Here is a 15339-nt window from a genome sequence, read left to right on the forward strand (position 1 = left end):
CAGGTGCACAAACAAAAACAGGCCCCTAGCGGGCCTGTTTTTGTTTCATAACATCCAGGTACCTGTTTCGGTTATGCATCGCCGTTGACGCACCATCTTTGGTGCCTTCCAGCAGCACATCACCCACTTCTACTTTGATGCGGGCTACCTGCCCGGCGCTGTTGCGGTAAAAATACATAACGCTGCCCTCATAGGCAGTAAGCGTAAACGTATCCTTTCCAAGCTTTTGCAGCACGCTGTTGCCCTGCGAAGAGTTTACAGAAAGCACCGCATCGGCCAACGTTATTTCGGCAGATGTAACAAAGCTCCCTTCAGGGAAACTGTATTTACCTACATACTGGGCCAGTGTGGTGTCTTTTGTTTGCGCAGCCACCGTAAAAAAAGCGCATAGCATCAGCGACAGGATAAGAATCCGATTCTTCATGTTGTTGGTTTTAATGGTTTGTTCCGCCCTGCACGGGCAGCTTGTGTTAAGCATAAAACGCAGGCAGCAAAAAAAAGTTACAACATAAAAATATTTAATACACCCGCACATAATTCAGTGCCGAATCAAAGTCGGGCACGGCGTGCAGCGGCACATTGCGGTAGCCAAACCTAAGCTGTTGGCTATACACCTCACGCCAAAGTTTTAGCGGCGGTAAAATGCCTTTGTAAAAAATACCGCCGTTGAGGTGTGGTCTCGGCATGTGGCCGGCCGTATCAATCCATGGCGACAGCGCTTTGTTGGTGCTGAAATAAAGCTCCTGGCCCCCACCGTAAAAAAAGGTCAGTGTTTTAAATCCAGACGAATCGGTGGTCCACTCGCTTTTTTTATAGCCTTTGGGCACCTGCAATGCAATCGGCCGCGCAGCCGATGCATCAAACTGCGCTTTTTTAAAATCGGAAAAAAGGCCGCAACCGGCTGCAGGCAACAGCAGCAGTAAAAACACGGAAATTTTAATGGGTGTAATGTTCATAAATGATGGCGGCGCCCTGCCCCACTCCTACGCACATGGTGGCCAGGCCGTATTTGGAAGCACTACGCTTCAATTCGTGTACCAGCGTGGTGCTGATGCGTACACCGCTGCACCCCAGCGGATGCCCCAGCGCTATGGAGCCGCCATTTACATTCACCCGCCCTTCGCCTAGCTGCAGGTCGTGCATGCAAGCCAGCGCCTGCGCAGCAAAGGCTTCATTAAGTTCTACACGGTCCATATGCGTAATGGATAGCGATGCCCGCTGCAACGCTTTTTGCGTAGCCGGCACCGGGCCAATGCCCATGATGGCCGGATCCACACCGGCAACGGCCATGGACACAATGGTAGCCAAAGGCCTGAGTCCGTACTTTTTTACTGCGGCTTCCGAAGCCAGCAGCATGGCCGCTGCTCCGTCGTTGATGCCCGAAGAATTGCCTGCCGTAACGGTGCCCTCTTTTGCAAAAGCAGGTTTTAAGGAAGCCAGTTTATCGATGGTGGTGCGGCGTGGATGTTCGTCGGTATCTACCAAAGTTGTTTGGCCACGTTCCCCCGCAACCGGCACTGGCACTATTTCATCTTTCCACAAGCCAGCCTCCAGCGCTTCAAAATACCGCTCCTGCGATTGCGCGGCAAACCGGTCCTGCTCCTCGCGGCTGATGTTCCATTGCCGCGCCACATTTTCGGCAGTTTCGCCCATGCTGTATGGATGGTACATTTCGGCAAGCTTTGGATTAACAAAACGCCAGCCCAAAGTAGTATCAAATATTTCTGCGCCGCGCTGAAAAGGCGCAGTGGCTTTTGGCATTACAAAAGGCGCCCGGCTCATGCTTTCCACACCGCAGGCAATGATCATTTCGGCATCGCCGCACCTGATCTGGCGGGCGCCGTGCATGATGGCATCCAGTCCCGATGCACACAGGCGGTTGACCGTAGTGCCCGCAACCGAAGTGGGCAAACCGGCCAGCAGTGCCGCCATGCGTGCCACATTGCGGTTGTCCTCGCCAGCGCCATTGGCCGCCCCGGCAATCACATCTTCAATGGCCGCCAGATCAATCTGTGGCTGTCGCTGCAGCAATGCTTCGATGACATGCGCCAGCAGATCGTCGGGGCGCACCGAACTAAGGGCGCCGCCGTATTTACCAATGGGAGTACGAACGGCATCAACTACGTAAATGGTTCCGGAATTCAAGTTATGGGGGTATTTTTATGCGCAATGAAACAATCGTTGGCCAGGCGCTTCTTGCTGCTCCGCTTTTTTATGGAGCTCAAAACCAGGCAACCAAAGCTATTTTATTTTTGCATCATACTGACTGTGCTGCAGCTTTTGTGCACAGCCATAAAACTGGAGGCTACGCCATTTATGCTGTATGGCATGTACTCGGAAAAATATTCCGACAACCCAACCCTTGCAAGGCACCAAGTGGTTGTAAACAACCAGCCAATAACAAACTTAAATATTCATTTCCGGGAAAAAATGTTCCTGCAAACCGTTGCCGAAAACTACCTGCTGCAGGTGCGCAACAACGGCATTGACCCCCTGCAAACAAGGGTAGAAAGCCGCTATCCATTTTTTACGCAAGCATCATTTTATCCGTTTGTGTCAAAAAAAATTTACAACGAACCGGACCGGTTACCGCAGTTTGAAACATGGTATACAAATAAAGTGGCCTCGGTCACCAGGCAACCCGTTCAACACATCAGTATTGTTCGGCAGGCCTTCCAGGTATTACCCTATTCCGTACCCGTTAAAATGATCCGCGTTGACACCCTACAACAGTTTTGACCGGTACCTGCAACTGGCCGCAAGCAATCGGCCTGTGCTGCAGCGGTTCTTTTTTATTGCCGTACTGGTGTTGCTGGCTTATTATGCCGCAACGCGGCAACTCTTGTTTCAACTGGGTGGCAACCCACTTTTTTACCAGGAACTGGATCCTACCTACTGGCTTTTTATGATAGCCGGTGCGGCCAACTGGCTGCATCATCCTGGCATTATATTTCTAGACCTCACACTAATTGCTTCTGCAATTGGCGCGGCATGGTTTCACCGGCGCAATGGTTTTCCCATCATGTTTTTTGGAGCCCATTTTATCTGGTTTGTGTTGTACAACGGTGCTATTGGGCACCATTATGCATTTTTCGGAGTGCTGTTTCTTAGCCTGCCGTTTGCGTTCCGCCAAGGTTTTGGGTACATGCTGCTATTCATCCGGTTTGTGTTTTGCTTTATCTACGGCACTGCCGCTTTATGGAAAATTGGCCGCGGCACTTTGTTTTATCCCACCCAAACCCGGAACATCCTGATTGAAATGAATATGGATACCTTGGCCGCGCCTGATGGCTCTTTGAGCAATCAATTGCTGCAGTGGCTGCTGGCCCACCCGCAGTCGGCGCATGTGTTGTGGGTCGCCATGATCTTTTTGGAACTGGTTTTTCTAATTGGCTTTTTCACTCTTCGGTTTGATAAATGGATCGGGGTTGCTTACCTGCTATTTGCCATCGGCGGCTGGTATTTTTTCGACGTATGGAATTACGAAAACCTGCTGTTCTTGTTAACCTTATTTCCGGCGCTGCAATGGATCGACCGCCTTTCCCAAAAGAGCCCTAAAATTCAGGCTACATCCATATAGTACGCTGTTTCCACGGCCCGCTACCCTACCTTTGCACGATGATTTCGAGTGCCGCCTCAGCCAACGGGGCAAAAAATATCCGCCACATCAGCCTGACCGAACTAGAAAATTTCCTGATTTTATTGGGCGAAAAAAAGTTTCGCGCCAAGCAAATCTGGGAATGGATCTGGCAAAAAGGCGCCCGGTCTTTTGCCGACATGACCAACCTGAGCAAAGACCTGCGGCAGCAATTGGGCGAACATTTTTCGCTGCCCGCCATGCAACTGCACACCACGCAGCACAGCAACGACGGCACCATTAAAACTGGTTTTGTAACCCACGAAGGCCACCTGTGCGAAGGTGTGCTCATTCCTACCGACACCCGCTACACGGCCTGTGTTTCGTCGCAAATTGGCTGCTCGCTGAGCTGTAAATTTTGCGCCACCGGATACATTGAACGCAAACGCAACCTCGATTACGACGAGATATACGATGAAGTGGTGCTGCTGAACATCCAGGCCGAAAAAACCTACGGCAAAAAGCTGTCGAACATCGTGTTTATGGGCATGGGCGAACCCCTGCTCAATTACAAAAACGTGATGAAAGCCATTGAACGCATTACCGCTGAAGATGGCCTGGCCATGAGCCCGCGCCGCATCACGGTGTCTACTGCAGGTGTTGCAAAAATGATCCGCCAGTTGGGCGACGACGGCGTACGTTTTAAGCTGGCACTGTCGCTGCACGCCGCCAACGATGCCAAGCGCAACGAGATCATGCCCATCAACGAAACAAATAACCTGAAGGCACTGATCGAGGCGCTCAACCATTTTCACCGGAAAACAAAGAACGAAATAACGCTGGAGTACATCCTGTTCAACAATTTTAACGACAGCCTGAAAGATGCCGACGACCTGATCAAAGTGTTTCGCCAGGTGCCGGCCGATCTGGTAAACATTATTGAATACAACCCCATTGACCTGGCCCGCTTTGAAAAGCCATCGGAGGAAAAAACGGCAGTGTTTATGGCTTACCTCGAAAAGCACAAAGTAAATGCCCGCCTGCGCCGCAGCCGTGGCAAAGACATTGACGCCGCCTGCGGACAACTGGCTAATAAATCGAAAGAGTTGGCCGGATAATTTTTTGTTTTACCATACTTGAAAAGACGACCCGCACGGTCGTCTTTTTTGTTTGCCTGCGCCGTTCCCAGCTGCTTTCCGGGTTCTAACGTTTATTAACCTGCTGCCTTTAAACGTCCGGTGCCGTATCGCGTCTATGTATCTATAAACGCAAAAACATATCGTATGAAAAGAATAGTTACCGGGGCACTGGCCCTTCTGCTGATGACAAGTGCAGTGCAAGCGCAAAAAACTGAAGACAAACGCGGTCGCCAAAAACAAGGCACCGAGCAGCTCAACCTCACCGCCGACCAGCAGGCAAGATTAAAAACCATCCGCGAAGCACACCGCAAGCAATGGCAGGAACTGCAAAAGCAGGACAATATAACCGTGAAGGAATGGAAAGCACGCCGCCAGGAGCTGACGCAAAAGCAGCGCACCGAAATGGCCGCTGTGCTGACGGCCGAACAGCAGCAAAAGCTGGCCAAAATGCAGGGCGAACGTCGCAACGGCATGCAGGGCAAAGGTTTTGGGCAAAAAAGGCAGCCTATGGCCAACCTGAACCTGACCAACGAACAGCAATCGAAAATGAAAGCCGTTAATGAAAGCTTCAGGGAAAAACGCCAGGCACTGCGCACCAACAGCGTCATTGCCGAAAACCAAAAGCAGGAGCAATTAAAAGAGCTGGCCCAACAACACCGCCAGGAAGTAAAAGCCATTCTTACCAAAGAACAACAGCAAAGAATGGAAACCCTGCGCAACGAACGGCGTCATAAAAACGGCAAATAAACCCGATCTACCTCCAATATCCCGCATCCGGAAATAAAAAAGACTGTGCCCTGCACGGTCTTTTTTATTTTTGCAGATTAAACTCAGTGCTGCCACCGCCCAAAAGCCGGCAGAACAAACGATACAACATGAAGAAAGCATCAGGCTTTGAAAAATTTGCAAAGGGACAAAAAAGCGGTGCCCGCCGGGAGCAGTTTCGGCAGGAAAAACGCCAGGTTAAAAAAGAAATCACAGCACAGGCCGAACGTAAACGGCTGGAGCTAAAGGAAAAATCGGAAGGTATTGAGCGATCCAAAATAACCGTGCAACGCAAGGCGCCGGAGCAAATGCCGCTCAATAAATATATTGCCCACAGCGGGCTTTGTTCGCGCCGCGATGCGGTGGAACTGATTAAAGAAGGCAAGGTAAAAGTGAACGGCGAACTGGTGCTGGAACCCGGCCTCAAGATCAAGGAAGGCGACGAGGTAAAAGTGGCCGGCAAAAAGGTGGAACCGGCGCCGGAACTGGTGTATATTCTGCTGAATAAGCCAAAAGACTATATCACCACTACCGACGATCCGCAAAAGCGCAAAACCGTGCTCGACCTGATTAAGCAGGCTACAAAAGAGCGGGTGTACCCGGTTGGCCGGCTTGACCGCAACACCTCCGGTGTGCTGCTGCTTACCAATGATGGCGAGCTGTCGCAAAAGCTGACGCACCCCAGCAACGAGATCAAAAAAGTCTATGCCGTTACGCTGGATAAGCCGCTGACCAAGGCCGATTTTGAAGCCATACTGAAAGGCGTGGAACTGGAAGACGGCATGGCACATGTAGACAAACTGGCCTACACCGATGTATCGGATAAAACACAGATCGGTGTGGAAATTCATAGCGGCCGCAACCGCATTGTGCGCCGCATTTTTGAGCACCTGGGCTACGATGTTAGAGCACTGGACCGCGTAATGTTTGCAGGCTTGACTAAAAAGAATGTAAACCGCGGCAAGTATCGTTTCCTCAACGAAAAAGAAGTGCGGGAACTGAAGTTTTTTGGCAAAGGAAAAAAATAAGACGAATTACGATTTTGGATTTACGATTGTATGTAAACGCGGATGTTGTTTTCAATCGTCAATCCGAAATCGTCAATCGTAAATACAGAATGATTCACTACAAATGAAGCCCAACGACTACATTATATTCGAAGACGAACACCTGGTGGCCATCAACAAGCCGGCAGGCATGCTTACTATTCCGGACCGTAAAGGCAGTAGTTCGTTGAAAGACTGGCTCGCGGCCCGATACGAAAATATTTTAACCGTGCACCGCCTCGACCGCGACACCAGCGGCATGATCGTTTTTGCAAAAACAGAAGCGGCACACCGGCAGTTGTCGCAACTCTTTGAGGGACGCGATGTGGCTAAATACTACGTGGGCCTGGTGTTGGGCCAGCCATCACAGCCTTCGGGCACTATCAGCACCGGGCTGATGGAACACCCGGTGAAAAAAGGCATGATGGTAACGCATGCAAAGGGCAAACTTTCGGTAACTGATTACGAAGTGCTAGAAACATTCCGGCAGTTTAGCTGGATGCAGTTTCGCATACATACCGGCCGCATGCACCAGATCAGGGTGCACATGAAACACCTGGGGACCCCGCTGGTGGGCGACGAACTGTATGGCGATGGCAAACCAGTGCTGCTTTCGTCCATCAAAAACCGCTACAACCTATCTAAAGTGGAACTGGAAGAGCGGCCGATCCTTGCCCGCCTTGCACTGCATTCATGGAAGTTGTCGTTTACGCTTTTTGGTAAAACCTATAACCTGGAAGCAGAACCACCGAAAGATATCAGAGCTACGTTGCAGCAATTGCGCAAGGCCAAATAAGTGCTTTTTTCTTTCGGGTAAGTGATTTGCGGGTAAAACATTCAAGCTCCTCCAAAGGAGCTTTTTTTATTCATTGCAAATGGCGGAGAAACCAGTTAGCTGACGGGCAACAAACCCATAACTTTATTGATACCAACCCGCAATGCATGAGGGTAAATCGTTTTTTCAAAAACATATTCTATACCACCTCTTTTGTGTTCCTTACGCTGTTTGTGCGGGCACAGCAGTCAGTTGCCCAACACCACCCAATAGAAGGCACAGTTTTGATCAATGCTTTCAAACAAAACAAAAATGCAAACAACTGCGCCGCCATTGCTTTGATCAAAGCATCGATTGGAACATTTGGATTAGACGGTGTTGTAACCACCCAACACCAAACTGATTCTACGTTAACCTGTACCCTTCGAAACAGGGAAAGCGTTATCATCCATTCCCGCGAACTGCAATACAGCAGTGCAAAAAGCAACTTCGTGCAACAAGCAAATGACAGTGCATCTATTCAAGTCAAGCTGCTGGCGGACACGCTTTTTGCAGTAATGTGCAAACAACTGCAACAAAAAGACAGCACTACTTTTGAAGCGGCTGTATGGCGATTGAACTATGGCTATAAAACTTCAGAGATTGCCCCTTTGCTGGGGCTGCAATTCAAACCGGTTGCGGCACCGAGTTCCAAAAAATTATCCGGTTACCGCCACATCGTTATCTATAATTATTACCACGCAGCTTATAGCACCAACGGCTTATATGATTTTGCCGAAAACAGCACCGGACAAGCAGCCATTAAAGACTTTAGGTGGAACCATATCCAGGCCGACCACATATACGATGCTTTTTTCTGCGATATAAAGGAAGGCTTGCTTGTTGTGGATCAATAGCATGTATTTCACATAACAATAAAGGCGGTCTTACGACCGCCTTTATTGTTAATCAACTAATATCAACTCGAAATCTATTGTGTCTTTGAACTTTGGCATTATCATTCCGAACTTGTTTCGGTAACTCCTCCACATTAAGAAACCCCGCAGATTGAAGGAGATGCCGAAACAAGTTCGGCATGACATACTCCGCGTAACAAAACTTCGTCTTGATTGCAGCTTGTTATAAAATAGCTTACAAAATAAATCCAACTGCAACCGTGTTGTTGCTGTATTCATCAATCAAAATAAATGCACCGTTGCGCGGGTTATCGGCGTAGCGGTCGGCAAAAATGGGTTTGGCTGTTTTAATATTTACCTCGCCAATATCATTGAGCTTGAATTCCCGCACATCACCTTTTTCCTCGATGGTGTTCATGTCGATGACGTGTGCAAACGAATTGAGCTTTGCTTTAATGCGGTTTACACCATGCTGCAGCAAAAAGGTTTTGCCTGCAGTAAGCGGCTGTTCGTCCATCCAGGTAAGCTTGGCCGAAAACTGGCTTAGCTGTTGGTGCGGCACGCCAACGGGCACCAGGGTGTTGCCCCGGCTGATGTCCACATCGTCTTCCAGCTCAATGCTCAGGCTTTCGCCGGCATGTGCCCCTTCTACTTTTTTATCGCCGGCATAAATGGATTTGATGCTTGATTCCTTGAGCGAAGGCAGCACCGAAACACGCTGACCCACCGCCAGTGAACCACTCACCAATTTGCCTGCATAGCCGCGGAAGTCGTGGTACTCATCGCTGTGCGGACGAATTACGGCCTGCACATGAAACCTTGCGGGCAGTGCATCATCGCGTTTGTGCACCGGGATGCTTTCGAGGTATTGCAGCAGCGGCTGCCCGCTGTACCAAGACATGTTTTCCGATGGTGTTACTACATTATCTCCATACTTTGCAGCCAGCGGAATAAAGGTGAGCTCACCTTTAAAACCGATCTTTTCTGCCAGGCCTTCTACGTTTGCTTTTATGCTTTCAAAAGTGGCCTGGTCATAATTCACCAGGTCCATTTTATTTACTGCTACAACTACGTGATCAATCTCCAGCAGGGAAGAAATAAACAGGTGCCGGCGGGTTTGTTCGCTTACACCATTTCGGGCATCAACCAACACAATTGAAGCTTCGGCATTGGATGCGCCAGTAATCATGTTGCGGGTGTACTCCACATGGCCCGGTGTATCGGCAATAATGTATTTGCGGGTGTCGGTAGCAAAATAAATATGCGCCACATCAATGGTAATGCCTTGTTCCCTTTCGGCAATGAGGCCATCGGTGAGGAGCGACAGATCCACAAAGTCGAGGCCCTTGCGCTGGCTCGATGCTTCCACCGCTTCCAGCTTGTCTTTGGTGATGGATTTGGTATCGTACAACAGGCGGCCGATGAGGGTGCTTTTGCCATCATCTACACTACCTGCTGTTGCTAAACGTAAAACGTCCATATAATTTTTATTGGAACCACAAAGGCACAAAGAAAAAAAGGGGCACAAAGAAAATCCTTCGTGAAACTTTGTTCCTTGGTGTTTTAGTGGTTCAATTAGTTTTTTAGAAGTATCCTACTTGCTTTCTTTTTTCCATGGCTGCTTCGGAGCGTTTGTCGTCGATGCGGGCACCCCGTTCGGAGATGGTTGCTTCGCGGATCTCTTCGATGATCTTGTCGAGTGTAACGGCTTCGGAAAGTACAGCGGCGGTGCAGGTCATATCGCCTACGGTGCGGAAGCGAACGGTGGCCTTGAACGGCACTTCATCTTCCGATGTATTGAGGTAGGGCGATGTGGGCCAGTACAGGCCATCGCGTTCAATGATTTCGCGTTGGTGCGAAAAATAAATGGAAGGAATGTCCATGCCTTCTTCGCGGATATAATTCCAAACATCGAGTTCCGTCCAGTTGGAAATAGGAAACACCCTAACGTTTTCGCCTACATTGATTTTGCCATTGAGCATATCAAACAATTCGGGGCGTTGCTTTTTCGAATCCCACTGGCCAAAATCGTCGCGAACAGAAAAGATGCGTTCCTTGGCGCGGGCCTTTTCTTCATCGCGGCGGGCGCCGCCAATGCAGGCATCAAACTTCAGTTCTTCGATGGCGTCGAGCAGGGTTACGGTTTGCAGCATGTTGCGGCTGGCGTATTTGCCGGTTTCTTCTTTTACTTTTCCCTGGTCGATGGAATCCTGCACATAGCGCACAATCAGTTGCATGCCGCTTTCTTTTGCCAGCCAGTCGCGAAACTCGATAGTTTCGGGAAAGTTGTGGCCCGTATCGATGTGCAGCATCGGGAACGGAACCTTGGCAGGATAAAATGCCTTGCGGGCAAGCTGCACCAGCGTAATAGAATCTTTGCCCCCCGAGAACAACAGGGCCGGACGCTCAAACTGCGCAGCCACTTCGCGAATGATGTAGATGGCTTCGTGCTCCAGTTCGCGGGGAAATTTATTTAAGTTCAATGCACTCATTTCGGAAGTATATTTTATAAAGGTTCCATCGCTTGAAGTGATGGAACCTTTTACTAACTATTTAACCAGATGCAGCCCGCACTCTTTGTGCGATGTCTCCCACCACCAGCGGCCGGCACGCGGGTCTTCGCCCGGTTCGATAGCGCGGGTGCAGGGTGCACAGCCAATGGAGATGAAACCTTTATCGTGCAGCGGGTTGTACGGCACGTTGTTTTGTTTGATGTACCCGATCATTTCATCGTAGCTCCAGTGCAGCAACGGGTTGATCTTGTACATATTTTTTTCGGGCAGCCACTCCACCATCGGCACCGATTTGCGGTGGTCGTTCTGCTCGGCACGCAGGCCTGTGATCCACACATCAGCATCGGCCAGGGCCCGGTTCAGCGGCTCCACCTTGCGTATGCCGCAGCAGGTCTGGCGGTTTTCAACCGAATCGTAAAACAGGTTGATGCCCCGCTCCTGCACCATGTTTTGCACGGCATCGGCCTGCGGAAAAAACACCTGGTACTTCATCTTGTAACGGGCCTCGGTTTTTTCCATGGTTTCGTACACCTCGTTAAACAGGCGGCCGGTATCAATGGAAAAAATGGTGATGCCAATCTTATTTCGGGCAATGATATCCGTTAGTACCTGGTCTTCCTGGCCCAGCGACGAAGAAAACTTAACGCGGCCGGGAAAAAGCTGCGCCGTTTTTTGCAACGCCACTTCTATCGGCTCGGTTGCGTAGAGGTTTTGTAAATGTTCCAGGGATTGCATGAGCGGGTTTGCAGTTTTGCTGCAATGGTATTTTAAATAATTATTGATTACTTATTATTCATTACTACTAGCATCTTTTACAAGCCTGAATAATCAATAATAAGTAATCAATAATCTATACTAATTAAGACTCCACGTTTGGCTGAGGGGTATAGCGCAGGTAAGGCTTCACCACTTTTACGCCTTTAGGGAATTTTTTGATGGCATCTTCGGTGCTTACTGCAGGCACTACAATCACATCTTCGCCGTGGTTCCAGTTAGCAGGTGTTGCCACGCTGTAGTTGGCGGTCAGTTGCAGCGAGTCTACCACACGCAGCACTTCGTTGAAGTTGCGGCCGGTAGAGGCAGGGTAAGTGATGCTCAGTTTCAGTTTTTTATCGGGCCCGATCACGAACAGGGAACGCACCGTTGCTTTTTCCGAAGCGTTGGGGTGGATCATATCGTACAAGCCGGCTACAACTTTGTTCTCATCGGCAATGATGGGGAAGTTCACCAGGCAGCCCTGGGTTTCTTCAATGTCCCGCTTCCAGCCGTGGTGCGATTCCAGTGGATCAACGCTTACGGCCAGCACTTTTACATTACGCTTCGCAAACTCTTCGCCCAGCTTGGCTGTAAAGCCCAGCTCGGTGGTGCATACCGGGGTGTAATCGGCAGGGTGCGAAAAAAGGATGCCCCAGCTATCGCCCAGAAATTCGTAGAAATCGATGGGGCCGTTGGTGGTTTCTGCCTGAAAGTTGGGAACAATATCGCCTAAACGTAATGACATACTGATTGGTTTTTTGGTGAACAATGGGTGTAAAAGTAATGCGGAATAACTACCCTACCAAACGAGTAGACTTTTTTCACATTTTTGGTGGCACCAATCCTGCCACCGGGTTGCGGTCCTTTGCCACCAGGTCGGCCAGCGTACGGTTTTCCATAATGGCCAAAGTAGCATCCCGCACTTCCACCAGGATGTCGTGCAGACCGCAAAATTTTTCGTTGCAGTTTTCGCAGCGCTGGTAAAAATAAAGGCTCACGCAGGGCAGCATGGCAATGGGCCCGTCAATGAGCCGAAACACTTTGGCAATGCGGGTTTCGGAGGGGTGCGCTTTTAAAAAATAACCGCCGCCCTTGCCTTTTTTAGAGTCAAGAATGCCCGTGTTTTTGAGGTGCAGCAGGATGTTTTCCAGGAACTTCAGCGGAATTTTCCGTTCCTCCGAAATCTCTGAAATTAGCACCGGTCCTTCGTTATATCTTTCTACCAGGTGGGTAAGCGCCTGAAACGCATAATAGGCTTTTTTCGTTAGCATCTGATATGGATTTGCCCGTTCAAAGGTAGGCCACACCTGCAGTTGTACCGCTGAGGTTTATCAAATGTGCCACGTTATGCAGCCGGCAGCAGCTCGATGGTGTACGTGATCGGGCTGTTCTTTTGCAACATGGCGGCCACGCCACAATATTTTTCCAGCGACAGGTCGATGGCCTTGGCCACTTTATCCCTGTTCTCCTCGCCGGTTTGCACCCGGTACACTAGGTTGATGGCTTTAAAAACCCGTGGATGTTCATCGGTTTGCTCAGTAACGGCGTCAATTGCAACAGATCCAAAAGGCACCCGCATTTTTTCCAGCAGGCTCACCAGGTCGATGCCGGAGCAGCCGGCCAGGCCGGTAAGCAGCAGCGCTTTGGGGCTAAACCCGTCGCCGTCAATTTCAATTTGTTCGCCTTTGTATGTACTGGTAAATGCGTTGCCGCTTTTCCAGGTGGTGGTTGTTTGCATATAATGAGCTTGAATTGTATTCGGCGCAATTTACGAAGGATTGGGTGGCTATGGCTGCGCTGCCGCGTTGCCCGTATCGTCGCCAGAGGCCCGGCGCCAACCGTGCTTTTCGTTTTGCAAAATATTGTCCACCGTCCACACCAGCTTTTCCTTAAAAGGATGCTGCCGCACCGGGCAGGCCCTCTTTTCGCAGAGCGGGCATTGAAAATAAAGGCAGCCATCGGAGTGCACAAAAAGTTCGAGGGTTTCGCCAAACTCTTTGCGCACCACCGCAGCCAATTGGTCTACTTCTTCATGCGCCTGGTGTACGTTGAAATACCAGGGCACTGTAAGGTGACAATCGAGGTGCAGCACGTTGCCGTATTTAATCACCCGCAGGTTGTGCAGGTCCACCCAAGCATCGCGGCGTGCCGCATTGAGCACGGTTGTCATTTTGGTCAGCAACTCCATGTCGGCTTCGTCCATAATGCCCGCCACCGATTTGCGTACAATGCGATAACCAGTAATGGCTATGTATGCGCCAAAACCAAATGCAACTGCCGCATCGATCCATTGCCAGCCGGTAAATGAAATAAGCACCAGCCCCAGGATAATACCGATGGTAGACCAGGTATCGGTTTGAAGGTGGCGGCCACTGGCCATCAGCGCCAGCGAACCGGTTTTGCGGCCTTGGCGCAGGGCTATGCTGCCCAGCAACCAGTTGACCACCGCGGTGGCACCCACCAGGTAAATGCCGGTATCAACCGCCTGCAGCGGCTGTGGGTAAAAGAAGTTTTTTACGGCCGTGTATAAAATAATGGCGCCTGCCGACAGCACCAATGTGCCTTCGATGGCGGCGGATAAAAATTCCGCTTTGCCGTGCCCGTACGGATGGTTGGCATCGCGGGGCTGCGCCGATACATGCAGGCTATACAGCCCAACGAAACCCGCCACCACGTTTACAATACTTTCCAGTGCATCGGTAAGCACCGCCACCGAGTGTGTTAGCGACCAGGCCACAAACTTTACCACTAACAGCACCGCACCTGCAATGGCAATACCGCGCTGCAGGCGTATGTTTTGGATGCTGTCGGAAGTGCGTTTGGACATGGGAGTTGGTAGTTAGGAGTTGATAGTTGGTAGTTGGTAGTTGGTGGTAAGTAGTTATGGTTTTGTGCTGTTGTAATTTAAAGGAAATGAATTAAGGCAGTAATGAGTTTTGCTGGTTGTTGAAAAATGTTGGGACATGTAAAAATGGTTTTCGATGAACGATTTTGCTGCCAATTTTTACGCCACTTTTCGTTGCATTTCGATTGATGCAAATACATCAGCCTGCACGTTCAATACTATCAACTACCAACTGTCAACTCCTAACTGCTGCTGCGTATCGTTTACCAACAAAATCCCAGTTCACTACCTGCCACCAGTTTTCAATGTAATCGGCACGGCGGTTTTGGTAGCGCATGTAATAAGCATGCTCCCACACATCGAGGCCCAATAATGGAAAGCCCTTGAGGTCGGAAACAGGCATCAGCGGATTGTCCTGGTTGGGCGTAGCGCCAATGCGCAGCTTTTTATCTCCGTCGAGCACCAGCCATGCCCAGCCCGAACCAAATAAATTTTTACCGGCATCGGCCAGGCCATTTTTCAATGCTTCAAATGAACCAAACGATGCATCAATGGCAGTGGCCAAACTACCAATAGGCTGGCCGCCACCGCGTGGGCTCATGATTTTCCAAAATAGTTCGTGGTTGTAATGCCCGCCGGCATTGTTGCGCATGGCAGTGGAGTATTGATCAATGTGGCGCAACACCTCTTCCAGCGGCTTCGAGGTATCCACACCTTCAGCCTTTGCAGCATCTTGCAGGTTGGCTGCGTAGCCGGCTGCGTGTTTGGTATAATGCAGCTCCATGGTGGCCGCATCAATGGCACTATTCAGCGCGCCGTACGTGTACGGCAGCGGCTCCTGTTTGAAGCCTGTGCCGCTTGGGCCTTTTACCCGGCGCACCACTGCGCAAGAGCTAACCACCGCAGGCATACTTAGCGCGGCGCAAGCGCCGATGCCCGCCTTCCCGGTTTGCAGCAAAAATTGTCTTCGATTGGCTAAACGATGCATGCAACAAAAATTACGGGTGTACCAATTTGCGTGCAAAAC

The 15339-nt window shown here is 50.2% G+C and carries 18 protein-coding genes; 7 read left to right on the forward strand and 11 right to left on the reverse strand.

Annotated elements, in window-relative coordinates; genetic code table 11:
- Positions 1-25: 25 nt before the first annotated feature.
- From EPD17_RS19425 to EPD17_RS19435, 3 genes are all read right to left on the reverse strand, one after another.
- Positions 26-424: a hypothetical protein gene (locus EPD17_RS19425; RefSeq protein WP_132056106.1), complete on the reverse strand. Its 399-nt coding sequence runs from the start codon at positions 422-424 to the stop codon at positions 26-28.
- A gap of 94 nt (positions 425-518) precedes the next feature.
- Positions 519-956: a hypothetical protein gene (locus tag EPD17_RS19430; RefSeq protein ID WP_132056107.1), complete on the reverse strand. Its 438-nt coding sequence runs from the start codon at positions 954-956 to the stop codon at positions 519-521.
- Positions 937-2145, reverse strand: a complete 1209-nt coding sequence (locus EPD17_RS19435) for an acetyl-CoA C-acyltransferase (RefSeq protein WP_132056108.1) — start codon at positions 2143-2145, stop codon at positions 937-939. The genes EPD17_RS19430 and EPD17_RS19435 overlap by 20 nt, the downstream gene beginning before the upstream one ends.
- Positions 2146-2268: 123 nt before the next feature.
- On the opposite strand from EPD17_RS19435, the gene EPD17_RS19440 reads away from it, so the two are divergent.
- The 7 genes from EPD17_RS19440 (at position 2269) to EPD17_RS19470 (ending at position 8198) form a co-directional block, all read left to right on the forward strand.
- Positions 2269-2739 (forward strand): hypothetical protein, encoded by a 471-nt coding sequence (locus EPD17_RS19440; protein WP_132056109.1) that lies wholly within the window; start codon positions 2269-2271, stop codon positions 2737-2739.
- Positions 2717-3580 carry a hypothetical protein gene (locus EPD17_RS19445; protein WP_132056110.1) on the forward strand — a complete coding sequence of 288 codons (864 nt, stop codon included), beginning with the start codon at positions 2717-2719 and terminating at the stop codon, positions 3578-3580. Before EPD17_RS19440 ends, EPD17_RS19445 begins: the two co-directional genes overlap by 23 nt.
- Positions 3581-3618: 38 nt before the next feature.
- Positions 3619-4695 carry a 23S rRNA (adenine(2503)-C(2))-methyltransferase RlmN gene (rlmN, locus tag EPD17_RS19450; RefSeq protein ID WP_132056111.1) on the forward strand — a complete coding sequence of 359 codons (1077 nt, stop codon included), beginning with the start codon at positions 3619-3621 and terminating at the stop codon, positions 4693-4695.
- A gap of 165 nt (positions 4696-4860) precedes the next feature.
- Positions 4861-5463 (forward strand): hypothetical protein, encoded by a 603-nt coding sequence (locus EPD17_RS19455; protein WP_132056112.1) that lies wholly within the window; start codon positions 4861-4863, stop codon positions 5461-5463.
- Positions 5464-5591: 128 nt separating this feature from the next.
- Positions 5592-6509, forward strand: coding sequence for a pseudouridine synthase (locus EPD17_RS19460; RefSeq protein WP_132056113.1), 918 nt, complete (start codon positions 5592-5594; stop codon positions 6507-6509).
- A 103-nt stretch (positions 6510-6612) separates the two neighbouring features.
- Complete coding sequence (locus EPD17_RS19465; RefSeq protein ID WP_132056114.1) at positions 6613-7323, forward strand: RluA family pseudouridine synthase; 711 nt, start codon at positions 6613-6615, stop codon at positions 7321-7323.
- Between the two features lie 146 nt (positions 7324-7469).
- Positions 7470-8198 (forward strand): hypothetical protein, encoded by a 729-nt coding sequence (locus EPD17_RS19470; protein WP_132056115.1) that lies wholly within the window; start codon positions 7470-7472, stop codon positions 8196-8198.
- A 235-nt stretch (positions 8199-8433) separates the two neighbouring features.
- On the opposite strand, the gene EPD17_RS19475 is transcribed toward EPD17_RS19470, so the two are convergent.
- From EPD17_RS19475 to EPD17_RS19510, 8 genes are all read right to left on the reverse strand, one after another.
- Positions 8434-9678 carry a sulfate adenylyltransferase subunit 1 gene (locus EPD17_RS19475; protein WP_132056116.1) on the reverse strand — a complete coding sequence of 415 codons (1245 nt, stop codon included), beginning with the start codon at positions 9676-9678 and terminating at the stop codon, positions 8434-8436.
- Positions 9679-9781: 103 nt separating this feature from the next.
- On the reverse strand, positions 9782-10690 hold the full coding sequence (gene cysD / locus EPD17_RS19480; RefSeq protein ID WP_114236385.1) for a sulfate adenylyltransferase subunit CysD: 909 nt from the start codon (positions 10688-10690) through the stop codon (positions 9782-9784).
- Between the two features lie 57 nt (positions 10691-10747).
- On the reverse strand, positions 10748-11446 hold the full coding sequence (locus tag EPD17_RS19485; protein WP_132056117.1) for a phosphoadenylyl-sulfate reductase: 699 nt from the start codon (positions 11444-11446) through the stop codon (positions 10748-10750).
- Positions 11447-11570: 124 nt separating this feature from the next.
- On the reverse strand, positions 11571-12212 hold the full coding sequence (locus tag EPD17_RS19490; RefSeq protein WP_132056118.1) for a peroxiredoxin: 642 nt from the start codon (positions 12210-12212) through the stop codon (positions 11571-11573).
- A 76-nt stretch (positions 12213-12288) separates the two neighbouring features.
- Positions 12289-12738, reverse strand: a complete 450-nt coding sequence (locus EPD17_RS19495; protein WP_114236382.1) for an RrF2 family transcriptional regulator — start codon at positions 12736-12738, stop codon at positions 12289-12291.
- A 74-nt stretch (positions 12739-12812) separates the two neighbouring features.
- The gene (locus EPD17_RS19500) at positions 12813-13205 is read right to left on the reverse strand and encodes an OsmC family protein (RefSeq protein ID WP_114236381.1); all 393 of its coding nucleotides are present in this window, start codon (positions 13203-13205) and stop codon (positions 12813-12815) included.
- Between the two features lie 48 nt (positions 13206-13253).
- Positions 13254-14294: a cation diffusion facilitator family transporter gene (locus EPD17_RS19505; protein ID WP_132056119.1), complete on the reverse strand. Its 1041-nt coding sequence runs from the start codon at positions 14292-14294 to the stop codon at positions 13254-13256.
- A 253-nt stretch (positions 14295-14547) separates the two neighbouring features.
- Complete coding sequence (locus EPD17_RS19510; protein ID WP_132056120.1) at positions 14548-15300, reverse strand: superoxide dismutase; 753 nt, start codon at positions 15298-15300, stop codon at positions 14548-14550.
- Between the last annotated feature and the right edge of the window lie 39 nt (positions 15301-15339).

This window comes from Pseudocnuella soli, from assembly GCF_004347775.1.
Taxonomy (GTDB): domain Bacteria; phylum Bacteroidota; class Bacteroidia; order Chitinophagales; family Chitinophagaceae; genus Flavisolibacter; species Flavisolibacter aquaticus.

Excerpts from the sequence above, each read along its gene's own strand:
- EPD17_RS19425 (WP_132056106.1), bottom strand. The coding sequence starts at position 424 with ATGAAGAATCGGATTCTTATCCTGTCGCTGATGCTATGCGCTTTTTTT.
- EPD17_RS19430 (WP_132056107.1), bottom strand. The coding sequence starts at position 956 with ATGAACATTACACCCATTAAAATTTCCGTGTTTTTACTGCTGCTGTTG.
- rlmN (WP_132056111.1), top strand. The coding sequence starts at position 3,619 with ATGATTTCGAGTGCCGCCTCAGCCAACGGGGCAAAAAATATCCGCCAC.
- EPD17_RS19455 (WP_132056112.1), top strand. The coding sequence starts at position 4,861 with ATGAAAAGAATAGTTACCGGGGCACTGGCCCTTCTGCTGATGACAAGT.
- EPD17_RS19460 (WP_132056113.1), top strand. The coding sequence starts at position 5,592 with ATGAAGAAAGCATCAGGCTTTGAAAAATTTGCAAAGGGACAAAAAAGC.
- EPD17_RS19465 (WP_132056114.1), top strand. The coding sequence starts at position 6,613 with ATGAAGCCCAACGACTACATTATATTCGAAGACGAACACCTGGTGGCC.
- EPD17_RS19470 (WP_132056115.1), top strand. The coding sequence starts at position 7,470 with ATGAGGGTAAATCGTTTTTTCAAAAACATATTCTATACCACCTCTTTT.
- EPD17_RS19475 (WP_132056116.1), bottom strand. The coding sequence starts at position 9,678 with ATGGACGTTTTACGTTTAGCAACAGCAGGTAGTGTAGATGATGGCAAA.
- cysD (WP_114236385.1), bottom strand. The coding sequence starts at position 10,690 with ATGAGTGCATTGAACTTAAATAAATTTCCCCGCGAACTGGAGCACGAA.
- EPD17_RS19485 (WP_132056117.1), bottom strand. The coding sequence starts at position 11,446 with ATGCAATCCCTGGAACATTTACAAAACCTCTACGCAACCGAGCCGATA.
- EPD17_RS19490 (WP_132056118.1), bottom strand. The coding sequence starts at position 12,212 with ATGTCATTACGTTTAGGCGATATTGTTCCCAACTTTCAGGCAGAAACC.
- EPD17_RS19495 (WP_114236382.1), bottom strand. The coding sequence starts at position 12,738 with ATGCTAACGAAAAAAGCCTATTATGCGTTTCAGGCGCTTACCCACCTG.
- EPD17_RS19500 (WP_114236381.1), bottom strand. The coding sequence starts at position 13,205 with ATGCAAACAACCACCACCTGGAAAAGCGGCAACGCATTTACCAGTACA.
- EPD17_RS19505 (WP_132056119.1), bottom strand. The coding sequence starts at position 14,294 with ATGTCCAAACGCACTTCCGACAGCATCCAAAACATACGCCTGCAGCGC.
- EPD17_RS19510 (WP_132056120.1), bottom strand. The coding sequence starts at position 15,300 with ATGCATCGTTTAGCCAATCGAAGACAATTTTTGCTGCAAACCGGGAAG.